This is a genomic window from Sphingomonas ginsenosidimutans (assembly GCF_002374835.1).
GTDB classification, from domain to species: domain Bacteria; phylum Pseudomonadota; class Alphaproteobacteria; order Sphingomonadales; family Sphingomonadaceae; genus Sphingomonas; species Sphingomonas ginsenosidimutans.
In genome coordinates this window covers 1,151,573-1,166,488 of sequence record NZ_NWVD01000001.1, presented here as the reverse complement: position 1 = coordinate 1,166,488, position 14,916 = coordinate 1,151,573, and the positions used below count along the sequence as shown (strand labels likewise).

11 protein-coding genes and 2 tRNA genes are annotated in these 14,916 nt (G+C 70.7%); 10 read left to right on the top strand and 3 right to left on the bottom strand.

Annotated features, from left to right (window positions below; genetic code table 11):
* Positions 1-159 precede the first annotated feature (159 nt).
* Both COA17_RS05470 and COA17_RS05465 read left to right on the top strand, forming a co-directional pair.
* The gene (locus tag COA17_RS05470; RefSeq protein ID WP_066488142.1) at positions 160-681 is read left to right on the top strand and encodes an RNA polymerase sigma factor; all 522 of its coding nucleotides are present in this window, start codon (positions 160-162) and stop codon (positions 679-681) included.
* Position 682: 1 nt separating this feature from the next.
* Positions 683-1,648 (top strand): FecR family protein, encoded by a 966-nt coding sequence (locus COA17_RS05465; RefSeq protein WP_176484806.1) that lies wholly within the window; start codon positions 683-685, stop codon positions 1,646-1,648.
* Between the two features lie 72 nt (positions 1,649-1,720).
* On the opposite strand, the gene COA17_RS05460 is transcribed toward COA17_RS05465, so the two are convergent.
* Positions 1,721-3,940 (bottom strand): FecR domain-containing protein, encoded by a 2,220-nt coding sequence (locus COA17_RS05460; RefSeq protein ID WP_176484805.1) that lies wholly within the window; start codon positions 3,938-3,940, stop codon positions 1,721-1,723.
* Positions 3,941-4,125: 185 nt separating this feature from the next.
* Between COA17_RS05460 and COA17_RS05455 the strand changes: the two genes are divergently transcribed.
* Both COA17_RS05455 and COA17_RS05450 read left to right on the top strand, forming a co-directional pair.
* Positions 4,126-5,769 carry a ShlB/FhaC/HecB family hemolysin secretion/activation protein gene (locus COA17_RS05455; RefSeq protein WP_245857431.1) on the top strand — a complete coding sequence of 548 codons (1,644 nt, stop codon included), beginning with the start codon at positions 4,126-4,128 and terminating at the stop codon, positions 5,767-5,769.
* Positions 5,769-8,030 (top strand): EAL domain-containing protein, encoded by a 2,262-nt coding sequence (locus tag COA17_RS05450; RefSeq protein ID WP_096610593.1) that lies wholly within the window; start codon positions 5,769-5,771, stop codon positions 8,028-8,030. The genes COA17_RS05455 and COA17_RS05450 overlap by 1 nt, the downstream gene beginning before the upstream one ends.
* 210 nt (positions 8,031-8,240) lie before the next feature.
* Here COA17_RS05450 and COA17_RS05445 read toward each other — a convergent pair.
* Both COA17_RS05445 and COA17_RS05440 read right to left on the bottom strand, forming a co-directional pair.
* A tRNA-Ala gene (locus COA17_RS05445) sits at positions 8,241-8,316 on the bottom strand.
* 79 nt (positions 8,317-8,395) lie between these two features.
* Positions 8,396-8,716, bottom strand: a complete 321-nt coding sequence (locus COA17_RS05440) for a TIGR02300 family protein (protein WP_066486680.1) — start codon at positions 8,714-8,716, stop codon at positions 8,396-8,398.
* A gap of 132 nt (positions 8,717-8,848) precedes the next feature.
* Between COA17_RS05440 and aroA the strand changes: the two genes are divergently transcribed.
* The 6 genes from aroA (at position 8,849) to COA17_RS05410 (ending at position 14,913) form a co-directional block, all read left to right on the top strand.
* A complete protein-coding gene (gene aroA, locus COA17_RS05435; RefSeq protein WP_096610591.1) occupies positions 8,849-10,204 on the top strand; it encodes a 3-phosphoshikimate 1-carboxyvinyltransferase in 1,356 nt (451 codons plus the stop codon).
* A complete protein-coding gene (locus COA17_RS05430) occupies positions 10,201-10,824 on the top strand; it encodes a (d)CMP kinase (protein ID WP_066486697.1) in 624 nt (207 codons plus the stop codon). The genes aroA and COA17_RS05430 overlap by 4 nt, the downstream gene beginning before the upstream one ends.
* Positions 10,825-11,099: 275 nt before the next feature.
* Positions 11,100-12,806 (top strand): 30S ribosomal protein S1, encoded by a 1,707-nt coding sequence (gene rpsA / locus COA17_RS05425; protein ID WP_066486674.1) that lies wholly within the window; start codon positions 11,100-11,102, stop codon positions 12,804-12,806.
* Between the two features lie 192 nt (positions 12,807-12,998).
* The gene (locus COA17_RS05420) at positions 12,999-13,277 is read left to right on the top strand and encodes an integration host factor subunit beta (RefSeq protein ID WP_066486694.1); all 279 of its coding nucleotides are present in this window, start codon (positions 12,999-13,001) and stop codon (positions 13,275-13,277) included.
* A 68-nt stretch (positions 13,278-13,345) separates the two neighbouring features.
* Positions 13,346-13,429, top strand: a tRNA-Leu gene (locus tag COA17_RS05415).
* 53 nt (positions 13,430-13,482) lie between these two features.
* A complete protein-coding gene (locus COA17_RS05410; RefSeq protein ID WP_245857429.1) occupies positions 13,483-14,913 on the top strand; it encodes an ABC transporter substrate-binding protein in 1,431 nt (476 codons plus the stop codon).
* Positions 14,914-14,916: the final 3 nt, after the last annotated feature.

The window sequence follows — 14,916 nt, the reverse complement described above, 5'->3', positions numbered from 1 at the left end:
CGGCCGCGCGCCGCTGCCATCGCCTTCTTGACGCGCGTGTTACAACATGATCGTCTGTATCCCACAAGCAGGACGTCGGGAGGGGACGTCGAAGCGGCAAACCGCAAGCATGTTTCGGGGATGGCGGCGGGTCGTGGCCCGCGCCGAAGGGGGAAGACGATGGTGCTGATCGCGCAGGCGCCGGCGGTAACCGCGACGGAGGGTGGCGAGATATTCGCGCCGCTCCTTCCGGCCGTGCGGCGTTTCCTGATGAAGCGGGCACCTGCGGACGATGTCGACGATCTGCTTCAGGACGTTGCGCTGCGGATGCATACGCGTGGGCCGCAGGGCGACATCCTGAATCCCGAAGGCTATGTCTTCCAGGTCGCGCAAAGCGTGCTGGCCGATCGCGCGCGCCGCGACGCGGTACGCCAGCGCTCGCGCCACGTCACGATGGAAGAAAGCGACCATCCGGTTGAGGTACGCTCGCCCGAGCGCGTCATGTTGGGCAGGGAACAATGGTCGCGGCTCGTCGCGGCGGTGGGCGACCTGCCGGAGCGTACCCGGCAGGCATTCGTGCTTCACCGCTTCGAGGAGATGAACTACGCGGCAATCGCCCGGCATATGGGAATATCGGTAAGCGCGGTGGAAAAGCATATCATGAAGGCGATACGGCTCCTTGCGGCGACGCTGGAGCGATAGGGTGACGACGGACGATCCGGCCGCGCGCGCAGCGGCCTGGTATGCGCGCCTGCATGCCGACGATGCCCGATCCGAGGATACCGAAGCGCTGGATCGCTGGATGCGCGACGATGCCGCCAACGCGCTGGCCTGGCGCGACGTCCATGACACGGACGCGGCGCTGGACCAGATCCGCGACGATACGGCGATCGCGGCGCTGCGCGCCGATGCGCTGGGGGATGCGGCGCCGGTGCGCCACTGGCGCCGCAGCGCGATCGCCGCCGCGCTGCTCATCACTGTGGGTGTCGGCACGTTCGCGATCGTCGAGCGTGACGAGGCTACCACGACCGCCGCTGCCCCTACGCCGCGTCATTATGCCGCCACCGACGCGATCGGCCGGATCACGCTGACCGACGGCAGCGTCGTCACGCTGGATGCCGGATCGGCGATCGACGTCGCACCGATGGGCACCCAACGGCGCATCGTCCTGCGATCGGGGCGGGCCGGTTTCGCGGTGGCGAAGGATGCCGCGCACCCGTTCGTCGTGACGGCGGGCGCCGCATCGGTGACCGCGCTGGGCACGCATTTCACGGTCGAGCGGCGCGGCCCCGACGTCACCGTCGCGCTGACCGAAGGGCGCGTGCGCGTCGATACCCCGGCCGGATCGCGCATGATGATCCCCGGCCAGGTCCTGTCCACCGCTGGCGGACGGCCGACGTTGGACGATCGCGGCGCGGAGGGTGCCGCCGAATGGCAAAGCGGGCGACTGACCTTCGCCGCCACGCCGCTGCGCGATGTCGTCGCGCAACTGCAACGCTACGACCGGCGCCGCATCGTCATCGCCGATCCGGGGCTGGCCGCGCATCTTTATAGCGGATCGCTCAAGACGCAGGGCGGCACCGACGCGCTGGTCGCCGCGCTGGAGGCCTATCGCATCGCCCGCGTCACGCGCCGCGACGCCGACCGGATCGAACTGGCGCCGCGCTGATCGAGGGCGCCGGGGCCGGAAAGCCGCCTTACCCGCCGGCTCCTCGCGCCGGGCCGGGGTGAGGAGCCGGGATCACGGCTTCTTCGATTTCAGCAACTCGTCCAGCAGCTTGAGCATGTCCTCCAGCGTCTTGGGCTGGTATTTGGCCGGGCCGTCGGGTGCCTTTTGCGCTTCCTTGAGCGCCTGTTCGGCGGCCTTTTGCGCGTCCTGAGCAGCCTTTTCCTGCTGGCGGGCGAGTTCCTCGGCCGCCTTCGCTGCCGCCTCGCTCGCCGCCTTGGCGGCCTTTTCCGCGTCGCGGGCGGCCTTTTCCTGCGCGGCCTTCTCGGCTTCCTTGGCGGCACGCTCGGCCTCGGCCGCCGCTGCCGCCGCCGCCGCATCGCGTGCCGCCTTCTCGGCATCGCGCGCCGCCTGCGCCGCTTGCGCTTCGGCGGCGGCCTGGGCGGCCTGCTGCGCCTTTTCGGCCGCAGCGGCCGCCTCGCGCGCAACGCGATCCGCCTCGGCGGCCGCGGCGCGGGTCGCCTGCTCCGCCGCCTCGCGGGCGGCTTGCTCGGCCGCCCGCGCCTCGGCGGCGGCCTGTTGCGCGGCAGCCTGCGCCGCGTCGCGCGCGGCCTTGTCGGCCGCCGCCTGCGCCGCGGCGTGGTTCGCGGCCTCGGTTTCCTGCGCCGCGCGGGCGGCGTCGCGCGCCGCCTGGTCGGCAGCGGCCTGCGCCGCGACCCGCGCGGCCTCCGCCGCCTCCTGCGCCGCGCGGGCGGCGTCGCGCGCCGCCTGATCGGCGGCGGCCTGCGCCGCGGCGTCGGCCTGCGCCTGCGCGGCCTGCGCCTGCGCGATCTGCTGCGCGGCCAGCGCGGCCGCCTGCTCGGCCTGACGCGCCGATTCCTGGGCGGCGGCCTGCGCCGCTTCTTGGCGTGCACGCTCGACCTCGGCCGCGGCGGCCTCAGCGGTCGCGCGCTGGATCGCCGCCTCGCGTTCGGCCGCGGCGGCACTGGCCGCCTGGGCGCGCGCCGCCTCGTCCGCCGCGGCCTTGGCCGCCGCCGCGGCGGCCTCGTCAGAGGCGCGCTTCGCGGCAGCGGCGTCCGCGTCGGCCTGTGCCTGCGCCTGCGCCTTGGCGACCCGCTCCGCCTCGGCGCGGGCGCGATCCTCGGCCGCCTGCGCCGCGGCCCTGGCCGCTGCCTCCGCCGCCGCGGCGGCCGCCGCCTTCTCGGTGCTGCGCTGCTCTTCCTCCACCTTCGCCCGGGCGGCATCCTCGGCAGCCTTGGTCGCGGCCGCCGCGGCGTCGGCCGACTGGCGTTCCGCCTCCACCTTGGCCAGCGTCGCGGTGACGGTTTCGGTCTCCGACTTCTGGACGGTGGCGGCAGCCTCCGCCGCGGCGGCGCGCGCCTCGGCGATCTGACTTGCGGTCTCGACCATGCGCGTCGTCGATACCGCAGCCTCGGTCGCGATCTTCGTCGCGGCGGCGACACCGGCGATGTCGCCGCCCCCGCCGATCGTGCCGGATACCAGCCCGCCGGTGGTGGTCGCCAGCGACGCCGCCGGGGCATAGACCGCCGCGGTCAGCGCGGGCGCCTCGGCCGGCGACGCGGCCACGACCTCGACCGCGGGCGCTGCCTCGGGAAGGGCCGCGGCGCCCCCGCTCTCGCCCCCCCCTTCACCTTCGCTGGAGGCGGTCTGTTCCGCCACCACCGGGACCGCTGCCGGCGCCGGCTCGCCCTCGCCCGCTCCCGACGATTCCAGAATGCGGGTCCGCCCATTCTCCTCGATCGTCATGCGCATGCGATTGCCCGCCGCGACCATGGCTACCGCGCCGGGCGTCACCAAATCGTGCGCCCCGCCGTCCAGCGTCGCGACGTCCAGCGCGCCCTCCAGCACCTGCACCGACGTGCCCGCGCCCGACACACCGACGGAAAAGGTCGTGCCCTTCACCACCGCGGCCAGATACGGCGTCTTCACCTCGAAATGCGGGGTCATCTTCTTCTTGATCATGAAGACAACGTTGCCCAGTTCCTCGATCACGCGGGTGACGCCGGCGGGCTGCGCCTCCGCCGGCAGACGCAGGCGCGATCCGGGGGCGACCATCATGAATTCCGTGCCGCGGACCAGCACCGCCCGCCCGCCGCGCCCGGTCGATACGACATCGCCCGCGCTCACCGCGCCGCCGCGCGTCGCCACCGTCGACACACCCGCACGCGCGATCGTGACCGGGCCGGACGCCTCGCTGATCGTCCAGCCTGCCGGGCCGGCCAGGGCCTGCGTGGAACAGGATGCCGCCAGCAAGACGGCAAGGGCGCGACGCATCGAAAATCTCCCGCAAGTCCGACCGATTCGGCGGAGCCTGCGCCGTCTCATCGCCCTGGAAGGCTTGCGGTGCTGTTTCATGCTGTGGTGAAGCGCGCGTTTACGCGGGGCGTGACCGCGCCCTAACCAAATCCCAAGATTTCGTCGTCTAGTGCTGTCGGCGGTATGACATCCGGGGATCCGACATGAAGCGTGCACTGGCCCTGGCCAGCTGGATGGTGCTCGCCACGCCGTCCGCGCTGGCGCAGACCGCACTCGACCGTGCCGATCCGACGCTGATCCAACGCACCCTTCCGCCGCCGGCCGCCACGCCGCAGGAGGGGCCCCCGTCGATCGCTGCCCCTGTCGCCCCTGCCAGCGCCGCCGCGCCGGTCACCGGGATCGTCCGCGCGATCACCGTCGATGGACAGGACCGGCTGCCGCCCGCCACGTTCGCCGACGCGATCGCCCCGCGGCTGGGCATCGCGATGTCGCAACCCGATCTGGCGGCGCTGGCCGGCGCCGTCGCGCAGATCGCGCGTGATCGCGGCTACCCCTTCGCCACGGCGCAGGTGCCGGCACAATCAATGGCAGGCGGCATCCTCCATGTCACGCTGGACCTTGGTCGAATCGACGCCGTGCGGATCGTGGGCGCGCGCAGCGTGGCCGCCGATCGCGTGCTGGCCGCCGCGCTGGTCACCGGCGGGCCGCTGCGCCGCGCGGATCTGGAACGTGCGTTGCTGCTGGTCGGCGACATGCCCGGTCTGCGCGTCACCGGCAGCCGGCTGGTACGGCAGGACGGCTTCGGCATCCTGCTGGTCACCGTCGAGGCGGACCGCCGCTCGGCCTATGTCCAGATCGACAACCGCGGCAGCGACGAGGTCGGCCCGGTGCGATCGACGCTGATCGCCACCGCGCGCGAGGTGGCGCAATCGGGTGACGAGGTGACGCTGATCGCGTCGCAGACGCCGCTGCAACCGTCCGAGTTCGTCTTCGTCCGCGCGCGCTACGCCGCGCCGCTCGACGCGCGCGGCACGATTGCCACGGTGTCCGGGTCGATCGCGCGGTCGCGCCCCGGCGGTTCGCTGACGCCGCTGAAGGTCGAGGGAAACAGCGCCGACGCCGCAATTGGTGTCCAGCACCCGTTGCTGCGCACCCGCGCGCGCAGCCTGTGGCTGGGCGGCGAGCTGCGCGCGATCGGGACCGACCAGTATCTGCTGGGCAGCAGCCTGCGCCGCGACCGGCTGGTGACGCTGTCGGGCACGCTGACGGGCGCCGCGATGCTCGCCGGCGGCGCGGCCCGTGCCGAACTGACCACCAATGTCGGCTTGCCGGTTGGCGCAGTCACCCGGGCCGGCTCGCCACTGGCGTCGCGCAGCGACGGCGATGCGCGCTTCGCCACGCTGTCCTTTGCCGCCGACTGGACCACCTCGCTCGGCAAGCCGTTCAGCCTGGTCGTCGCCGGCGCCGGGCAGCTGGCGTCGCGCCCGCTGCTCGCGGTGGCGGAAATCGGCCTTGGCGGCCCGGCGTTCGGCCGCGGATACGATTATGCCGAGCGGACCGGCGATCAGGGCATCCTGGGCGCGGTCGAACTGCGTGCCGATATCGGCCGCCTGCCGGGCGGGGTCGTCGATCGCACGCAGCTTTACGGCTTCGTCGACGGGGGCACCGTCGGCAATCTGCGCGGCGGGGAGGGCGGCGGCAGCCTGATGTCCACGGGCATGGGCGCGCGGATCGGCACCGGACGGTTCGACTGGCTGGTGGAGGTGGCGCTACCGGTCACCGACGCGCGGTTCGACACCGGCGACCACAGCCCGCGAATATCGCTGCGGCTGGCGCGCGCGTTCTGATGCGCACGCGCAGCTCGTTCCTGATCCCCATCATCGCCGCGATCGCGGGGGTGACGACGATGCTGCCGGCGGTGGGCATGCCGCTGAAGCGCCTGATCGAGCCGTTGCGGATCGCGGTGATGTCGCACCCGGCATCGGGTAACGTCGTCGTGGTGGAAATGGACGCGCGCAGCGTGGATGCGATCCGCCGCTGGCCGTGGCCACGCCGCCATTACGCCGCCGCCGTCGACCATCTGAAGGCGGCAGGCGCGGCGACGATCGTGTTCGACGTCGATTTTTCCACAGCCTCCGATCCGGTGGACGACCGCTTGTTCGCCGACGCCATCGCCCGCGCGGACGGGCGCGTCGCCCTTCCCACCTTCGCGCAACAGGCCGGCACGACGGACCGGCGCAATCTCGATTCGCTCCCCCTGCCCGCGCTGCGCGCGCATGCCAGCCTCGCCTCCGTCAGCATCCTGCCCGACCTTGACGGCATCGTGCGCGACATGCCGCTCGCGACCGTGACGGCCGGCACCCCGCGCCCATCGCTGTCTGCCTATATCGCCGCGCGCGCCGGGCAGGCGGGCGAACCCTTCCCGATCGATTTCGCGGCCGCGCCCACCACCATCCCGCGGCTGAGCTTCATCGATGTCGAGCGCGGACGCTTCGATCCGCGTACGGTGCGCGGGCGCAACGTCCTGATCGGCGCGACCGCGATCGAGATGGGCGATCGCTATCTCGTCCCCGCACACGGTGTCCTGCCGGGGGTGGTGATCCAGGCGCTGGCCACCGAAACGCTGTTCGGCGGGACGCCTGTACACGGCACGCGGCCGTTGGTGCTGGCGCTTGCGCTGCTGCTGGCGGTGCCGGCGGTCGCTGCCCGTCGAACCAGCGTGGCGGCGGTGCGGCTCGCGATCGCGCTGGCCGTCTTTACCGCGGCGGTGCTGGCCGCGGAGCGCTGGGGCGGCGTGCGCTATCCGCTCGCGATCGGATTTGTCGTGCTGCTCGTCACCGGCGCGCTGATCGCCGCGCGCGACGTCGCGCGCCGGTTCCGCGACAACCGGCTGACCGACGAAGCGACCGGCCTGCCCAACCAGCGTGCCTTCGCCGGCCGCGGCGATCGTCCGCCGGTGCTGGCGCTGGTACAGGTGACCAATCTGGAACCGCTATCGGCGGTGCTGGGCGCCGATGAGGTGGCGCAGGCGATCGTGCGTACCGCGGAGCGGCTTCGCCTCGCCAGCGCGGACGGCTACGTCTACCGTGTGCGCAGCCACCAACTGGCGATGGCGCTGCCGACCGATGCCGACGTCGGCGAAATCCTGTCCGGCGCGCGTGCGCTGTTGATCCAGCCGGTCGAGGTTGCGGGGCGCAAGGTCGATGTGGCGCTCTCGGTCGGCGTGACGGTCGACGGTCAACTGGCGACCGCCGCGCTCGCGGCGGCGCAGGCGGAGGCTGAGGGCGTGTTCTGGCGCTCGGCGTCGATCGACCGCGACCAGCTGGAACGATCGGTGACGCTGATGGGCGAACTGGATGCCGCGATCGCCGCCGGGCAGATCGAGGTGCACTATCAACCCAAACTCGCGCTGGCATCGAACCGCATCGCCAGCGTGGAGGCGCTGGTCCGCTGGCGCCATCCCGACCGCGGCCTGGTGCCGCCCGACGCCTTCATTCCCTTGGCCGAACAGTCCGACCGGATCGGAACGCTGACGCTGCATGTGCTCGGCATCGTGCTGCGCGACGCCGCACGCTGGCATGACGCCGGCCACCGCATGACCGCAGCGGTCAACATCTCCGCCAAGCTGCTGACCAGCGCGGCGTTCACCAGCGCCGCCGACGCGCTGCTCGACGATGCGCCCGTCGCGCTCGACACGCTGATCTTCGAAGTGACTGAATCCGCCGCGATGGCGGACGCCGATGCCGCGGTGGCCACGTTGCACCATTTCCGCGCGCGCGGGATCGCGATCTCGATGGACGACTACGGGACGGGCCAGTCGACGCTCAGCTATCTCCAGCGCCTGCCCCTCAGCGAACTGAAGATCGACCGTCGCTTCGTCCAATTCGCGCACGAACGTGCCGAGGATGCCGCGCTGGTCGGCTCGACCATCGAACTGGCACACGCGCTGCGCCTGACCGTGGTGGCCGAAGGCATCGAGGAGGCCGAAACGCTCGCCCTGCTGACGAGGCTGCGCTGCGATTATGCGCAGGGCTATCTCATCAGCCGTCCGCTCGGTTACGATCAGTTGATCGAGCGGCTGGCGATGGCCGACGAACACGCCGCCTGACACCACCGCGCCGCCGCCACCGCGGCGCGCGATCGGCTCATTGGCGAGAAAGAGGCGGCAGGGCACGTCATCCTCGCACCGCAACAGCGGTGGGCCGATGCCTGCGCGAATGATTTGCGGAGATAAAGGGCCGCTGCGCTCGGCCGACCGGGCCGTATCATCGCCCCGCGGCGAACCAACCTGCGATCAAGCAGACCCGGGAACCTGGAATGGTGGAGCCGAGGGGGATCGAACCCCTGACCTTCGCAATGCCATTGCGACGCTCTCCCAGCTGAGCTACGGCCCCATTCCGTCCGGGAGGCAGCCCACTAGCGGGCTGCTCGAACATTGGCAAGCGGCGCGAGCCGCCTGCCAACATTTTTTCGTCAGATATTCTCGTCGTCGTCGTTGGACGTTTCCACGCCCAGGTCGTCGTCGCCGCCCAGATCGACTTCGTCGTCCGCCGACACTTCCTCGTCGTCCGCGGGCGCCAGATCCTCGTCGTCACCGGCCAGGTCGGAATCGGCCTCCTGCTTGTCGGCCTTCACCTGCTCGAACGGCAGCGGCTGCTTGGACTTCAGGATCGGTTCCGGCTCCCACGCGTAGCCGCATTCGATGCAGGTGACGGGGTCGTTCTTCTCGAGATCGTAGAAACGCGTCGCGCATTTCGGGCACGTACGTTTCGTGCCCCATTCCGGCTTGATCATGCCGTTTTCAGCCTTTCGGATGGGTGAATCGACAGTGTTGCCCGCCGAAGTGGGGCGCGCCTTGCCATAGCGCAAGGCGGCTGGCAAGGCTGCGCGGCTTTCCCACCCTGTCGATCCGGTGTCCCTGCCCTGATGTCCCATTCCGCGCATGCCCGCCCTCTCTCGATCGCGGCCTCCGGTCCACTGATCGGCACGCTGACCGTGCCGGGAGACAAGTCGATCAGCCACCGCTCGCTGATGTTCGCCGGGCTGGCGGTGGGCGAAAGCCGGATTTCGGGGCTGCTGGAGGGGGAGGACGTGCTCGCCACCGCCGGCGCGATGCGTGCGATGGGCGCCCAGATCGAACGCGCGGCGGATGGCGTGTGGCATGTCCATGGCGTCGGCGTCGGCGGGCTGCTCCAGCCGCAGGTCGCGCTCGACATGGGCAATTCGGGCACCTCGACGCGGCTGTTGATGGGGCTGGTCGCCAGCCATGCGATCACCGCCACCTTCGTCGGCGACGCCAGCCTGTCGAAGCGGCCGATGGCGCGCGTGACGGAGCCGCTGTCGCGGATGGGCGCCAGCTTCACGACCGCGCCGGGCGATCGCCTGCCGCTGACGATGCGCGGCCTATGTCCTGCGGTGCCGATCGACTATACGCTGCCGGTCGCCTCGGCGCAGGTGAAGTCGGCGGTGCTGCTCGCCGGCCTTAACACGCCTGGCACCACCTGCGTGATCGAACCCGTGCCGACGCGCGACCATAGCGAGCGGATGCTGCGCGGCTTCGGCGCGCACCTGACGGTGGAACAGACGCCGCAGGGGCGCCTGATCGCGATCACCGGCGAGGCGGAATTGCGCGCGCAGGATATCGAGGTGCCCGGCGATCCCTCGTCCGCGGGCTTCTGGATGGTCGCCGCCTCGGTGGTGCCGGGGTCAAACGTGACGATCCGCAACGTCCTGATGAACCCGACGCGCATCGGGCTGGTCACCGCGCTGCGCATGATGGGCGCGTCGATCGAGGAACGGGACCGGCGCGACGTCGGCGGGGAGCCGGTCGCCGACCTGCGCGTGCGTCACGCGTCGCTGACCGCGATCGAGGTGCCGCCGGATCTGGCCCCCAGCATGATCGACGAATATCCGATCCTGTTCGTCGCCGCCGCCTTCGCGCGCGGCACCACCGTGGCGCGCGGCGCGCACGAATTGCGCGTCAAGGAATCGGATCGCATTGCCGCGATGGCCGCCGCGCTGGGCCTCGCCGGTGTGCGCGTGTCGGAGCATGACGACGGCCTGTCGATCGAGGGGCGCGACGGTGATCCCCTGCCCGGCACGCGCGACGCGCGCGTCGCCTCGCTGCTCGACCATCGCATCGCGATGAGCATGGCGGTCGCCGGGATGCATGCGCGCGATGCCGTCATCATCGATGATGCAGCGCCGATCGCCACCAGCTACCCGGCCTTCGTCGATACCGCGCGCGCGCTGGGCGCCATGCCGCAATGGATGAACCGATGATCATCGCCGTCGACGGTCCCGCCGCATCGGGCAAGGGCACGATCGCCAAGGCTCTGGCGAAACATTACCACCTGCCGCACCTCGACACCGGGCTGCTGTACCGTGCAGTCGCCGCGACGGTGATGCGGCTGGAGCTGGATCCGACGCAGGAAGCCGATAGCGTCGCCGCGTGCGATTTCGACGAGCTGACGCTCGCCGACCCGGTGCTGCGCGACGACGAGGTCGGGCAGGTCGCCTCGATCGTCTCCGCGCATCCGCTGGTGCGCGCCGCGCTGATGCAGCGGCAGAAAAGGTTCGCGCATCAGGATGGCGGCGCGGTACTCGATGGGCGCGACATCGGCACCGTCATCGCGCCGGACGCCACCGCCAAGCTGTTCGTCCGCGCCACCCCGACGATCCGCGCACAGCGCCGCTTCGCCGAGCTGAAATCGCGCGGCAAATCGACCAGCTACGATCAGGTGCTGGCCGATATCCGCGCCCGCGACGAACGCGACAGCGGCCGCTCCACCGCGCCGCTGATCCCCGCCGCCGATGCGGTGCTGCTGGACACCAGCTTCCTCTCGATCGAGGCCGCCGTCGCCAAGGCGGTGGCGCTGGTCGAGGCGCGCCGCGCCGCCTGACGCGGCCCGCGACGGAGCTTTGGCGCACAGGCCCCGCGAAACCTTGCCTTTCCCGCCCGCCTGCGCTAGGGCGCGCGGGTCCGGCGGACTGGGGTTCGCGGAGGCATGGCGCGACGGGCATGGCCCCTCGCGCCTTTTCGCTTATCGGCGGCCGGCTTCCTCGCACCCCCGTTCGCATGGATGCCGCGTATCGCATGGGGCGGACGCGGCGTTTTGGCCAAGACCAGCGGAACCAACCGCTTGGCCGGAAACGAACGAACAGGACGAACGAATTTATGGCCTCTGCGGCAACTCCCTCGCGCGATGAATTCGCGGCGATGCTCGATGACATGTTCGGCGGTGCCGACAGCTTCGAGGGTCGCGTGGTGCTCGGCACCGTCACCGGCATCGAGAACGATCTGGCCGTCATCGACGTCGGCCTCAAGAGCGAGGGCCGCGTGCCGCTGCGCGAATTCGCGCCGGCGCCGGGCCAGAAGGCCGAACTGAAGGTCGGCGACGAAGTCGAAGTCTATGTCGACCGCGTCGAGAACATGCACGGCGAAGCGATGCTCAGCCGCGACCGCGCCCGCCGCGAAGCCGCCTGGGACAAGCTGGAGCTGGAATTCAGCAAGACCGCGCGCGTCGAAGGCGTGATCTTCGGCCGCGTCAAGGGCGGCTTCACCGTCGACCTGAACGGCGCCGTGGCGTTCCTGCCGGGCTCGCAGGTCGATATCCGCCCGGTGCGCGACGTCACCCCGCTGATGGACATCCCGCAGCCGTTCCAGATCCTGAAGATGGACCGCAAGCGCGGCAACATCGTCGTGTCGCGCCGCGCCGTGCTGGAAGAGACCCGCGCCGAGCAGCGTTCGGGCCTGATCCAGTCGCTGCATGAAGGCCAGATCATCGACGGCGTGGTGAAGAACATCACCGATTACGGCGCCTTCGTCGATCTGGGCGGCATCGACGGCCTGCTGCACGTCACCGACCTCAGCTACAAGCGCGTCGCGCACCCGAGCGAGATGATCAACATCGGCGACACCGTGAAGGTGCAGATCATCCGCATCAACAAGGACACGCAGCGCATCTCGCTGGGCATGAAGCAGCTCGAGAGCGATCCGTGGGACGGCGCCGCCGCCAAGTATCCGGTCGGCGCGAAGCTGTCGGGCCGCGTCACGAACATCACCGAATATGGTGCGTTCGTGGAACTGGAAGCGGGCATCGAGGGCCTGGTCCATGTCAGCGAAATGTCCTGGACCAAGAAGAACGTCCACCCGGGCAAGATCGTGTCGACCAGCCAGGAAGTCGATGTGATGGTGCTGGAGGTCGACGAGGACAAGCGTCGCATCTCGCTGGGCCTCAAGCAGGCGCAGGCCAACCCATGGGAGGCGTTCGCCGCCGCGCATCCGATCGGTTCGACCGTCGAGGGCGAAGTCAAGAACGCGACCGAGTTCGGCCTGTTCATCGGCCTGGACAACGACGTCGACGGCATGGTCCACATGTCCGACATCGCCTGGGGCGTGTCGGGTGAGGACGCGCTGAACCTGCACCGCAAGGGCGAGACGGTTCAGGCCGTGGTGCTCGACATCGATCCGGAGAAGGAGCGCATCTCGCTCGGCATGAAGCAGCTCGAGCGTGGTGGTCCGGTCGTCGCCGGCGCCGGGGACCGCCTGGGCAAGAACCAGGTCATCACCGTCACCGTGCTGGAAGTCCGCGACGCGGGCCTCGAGGTGCAGGCGGGCGACGATGGCGCGACCGGCTTCATCAAGCGCACCGATCTCGGCCGCGACCGCGACGAGCAGCGTCCGGAGCGCTTCCAGGTCGGCCAGAAGTTCGACGCGATGGTCACCGGCTTCGATCGTTCGAAGAAGCCGACCTTCTCGGTCAAGGCGATGCAGATCGCCGAGGAGAAGCAGGCCGTGGCGCAGTACGGTTCGTCCGATTCGGGTGCATCGCTGGGTGACATCCTGGGCGAGGCGCTGAAGGCGCGCGACACCAAGAAGTAAGCGGCCGTCGACACTTGCTGTCGAAACGGGGGAGTGGCAGATGCCGCTCCCCCTTTTTGCGTTATGGGCCAGCGATGTACCGGAGTGACCCGTTTTGCGCGTTTCGTGTCGATGCGGTGCTACCAACGCAGGAAACTTACCTGTATCAGCTTTATACGAGACAAACGTCACGTAGTGGGGACAAAGCGGAAGATGATTCGGTCGGAATTGGTGCAATCGCTGGCGACGGAAAATCCGGAACTTTCAATCCGCGACGTCGAAGCGATCGTTGCCGCCTTCTTTGACGAGATCGTGCTGCGGCTGGCTGCGAACGGGCGCGTCGAGCTGCGCGGCTTCGGCGCCTTCTCCACCCGTGCGCGCGATGCGCGGACCGGCCGCAACCCGCGCACCGGCGAAACCGTCGATGTCGAGGCGAAGCGCGTACCGTTCTTCAAGCCCGGCAAGGAAATGCGCACTCGTCTGAACGTCTGAGCCGCGGCGCCTGCGGTACGCTGGCGCTTGACGCCGCGCGCGCCAACCGCTTCGAGGGAGCGCGATGCGCGGACGTGGCGGAATCGGTAGACGCTGGAGACTTAAAATCTTCTGCCCATGGCGTGCGGGTTCGAGTCCCGCCGTCCGCACCATCGGTGCGCGCGCAGCGCCCGGTGGCCGCGCACCGGCCGTTACCGCGCTGGCGTTGCTCGCCCTTGCCGCCACCGCCGCCTGCGGGCGCCGCCCCGATGTCGGCGCGGTGATCGTCAGCGTCATCGGCGGTACACCCGACCTCGCGGCGCGCGACCGCGCGGACCTGTCGCCTCCCGACCGCCTGCTGACCGATTCGCTGGCCGAAGGGCTGGTCCGCTTCGATGCCTCCGGGCAGATCGAGCCGGGGATCGCCGAACGCTGGATCGTCACCGACAACGGCATGAGCTACATCTTCCGCCTACGCCGCGCGCAATGGGCGGATGGCGCGCCGGTGCGCGCGGCGGAGGTGGTGGCCCTGCTGCGGCGGCAGATCGCTTCCGGATCGGGCAATCCGCTCACCCCCTATCTCAGCGCCATCACCGGCATCGTGGAAATGACGCCGGAGGTGATCGAGGTCGAACTGTCGCGCCCGCGCCCCGATCTGCTCAAGCTGTTCGCCCAGCCCGAAATGGCGGTGGTGCGCGCGCGTCCGCGGGCCGGCGCCGGGCCGTTCCGCCGCCGCGACCTTGGCGACGGCGCGATCCTGCTGACCCCGGCGCCCGATCCCGATCGCGATCCCGACGAGGACGGCCCTGCGCCGGAGGACAATGTGCGGTTGCGCGGCGAACGCGCCGCCACCGCGATCCTGCGCTTCGTCGAACGATCGTCGGACATGGTGACCGGCGGAACGCTGTCCGACTGGCCGATCGTGCAGGCGGCCGGCACCGGCCCGGCCAATATCCGCATCGATCCCGCCGCCGGGCTGGCCGGGCTGGCGGTGGCACGGCGCACCGGCTTCCTTGCCGATCCCGCCGATCGCGCCGCGCTGGCGCAGGCGTTAGACCGCGCCGACATCGGCAACAGCGTGTCCTCGGACTGGGCGATGCGCGAGACGATCCTGCCCGAACAGCTCGATTCGGCGAGCGCCCCCGCGCTGCCTGCCTGGTCGCTGGTCCCACCCGATCAGCGCGTCGCCGCCGCGCAGGCGCGGGTAGCGGCGTGGCGTGCCACCAACGGCGTCCCGCGCGTCACGGTCGCGCTGCCCGGCGGCCCGGGCGGTACGTTGCTGTGGGGGCGGATCGCACGTGACCTGTTCGCGATCGGCGTCCGCCCGGTCCGCGTGCCGCTCGACGCGGCGGACGCCGATCTCGTCTGGATCGACCGCGTCGCCCCCTATGACAGCGCGCGCTGGTATCTGGCGGAGGCGTGCGTGGCCTGTTCCGACGTGGCGCGCGCCGCGATCGAGGCCGCGCGCCTCGCCCCGACGCTGGACGACCGCGCCCGCGCCATCGCCGCCGCCGATGCCGCGATGGCCGCCGACGTCGCCTTCATCCCGTTCGCACGGCCGTTCCGCTGGTCGCTGGTCGCGCTTCGGCTGCGCCAGTGGCAAGGCAATGCGCGCGCGTGGCACCCGTTGAACCGGCTGCGCGCCGATACCAATTAAGGG

What these genes read in the sequence shown, in the direction of transcription:
- aroA (WP_096610591.1), top strand. Translation starts at nt 8,849, where the DNA reads ATGTCCCATTCCGCGCATGCCCGCCCTCTCTCGATCGCGGCCTCCGGT.
- COA17_RS05440 (WP_066486680.1), bottom strand. Translation starts at nt 8,716, where the DNA reads ATGATCAAGCCGGAATGGGGCACGAAACGTACGTGCCCGAAATGCGCG.
- COA17_RS05470 (WP_066488142.1), top strand. Translation starts at nt 160, where the DNA reads ATGGTGCTGATCGCGCAGGCGCCGGCGGTAACCGCGACGGAGGGTGGC.
- COA17_RS05450 (WP_096610593.1), top strand. Translation starts at nt 5,769, where the DNA reads ATGCGCACGCGCAGCTCGTTCCTGATCCCCATCATCGCCGCGATCGCG.
- COA17_RS05455 (WP_245857431.1), top strand. Translation starts at nt 4,126, where the DNA reads ATGAAGCGTGCACTGGCCCTGGCCAGCTGGATGGTGCTCGCCACGCCG.
- COA17_RS05420 (WP_066486694.1), top strand. Translation starts at nt 12,999, where the DNA reads ATGATTCGGTCGGAATTGGTGCAATCGCTGGCGACGGAAAATCCGGAA.
- COA17_RS05430 (WP_066486697.1), top strand. Translation starts at nt 10,201, where the DNA reads ATGATCATCGCCGTCGACGGTCCCGCCGCATCGGGCAAGGGCACGATC.
- COA17_RS05460 (WP_176484805.1), bottom strand. Translation starts at nt 3,940, where the DNA reads ATGCGTCGCGCCCTTGCCGTCTTGCTGGCGGCATCCTGTTCCACGCAG.
- rpsA (WP_066486674.1), top strand. Translation starts at nt 11,100, where the DNA reads ATGGCCTCTGCGGCAACTCCCTCGCGCGATGAATTCGCGGCGATGCTC.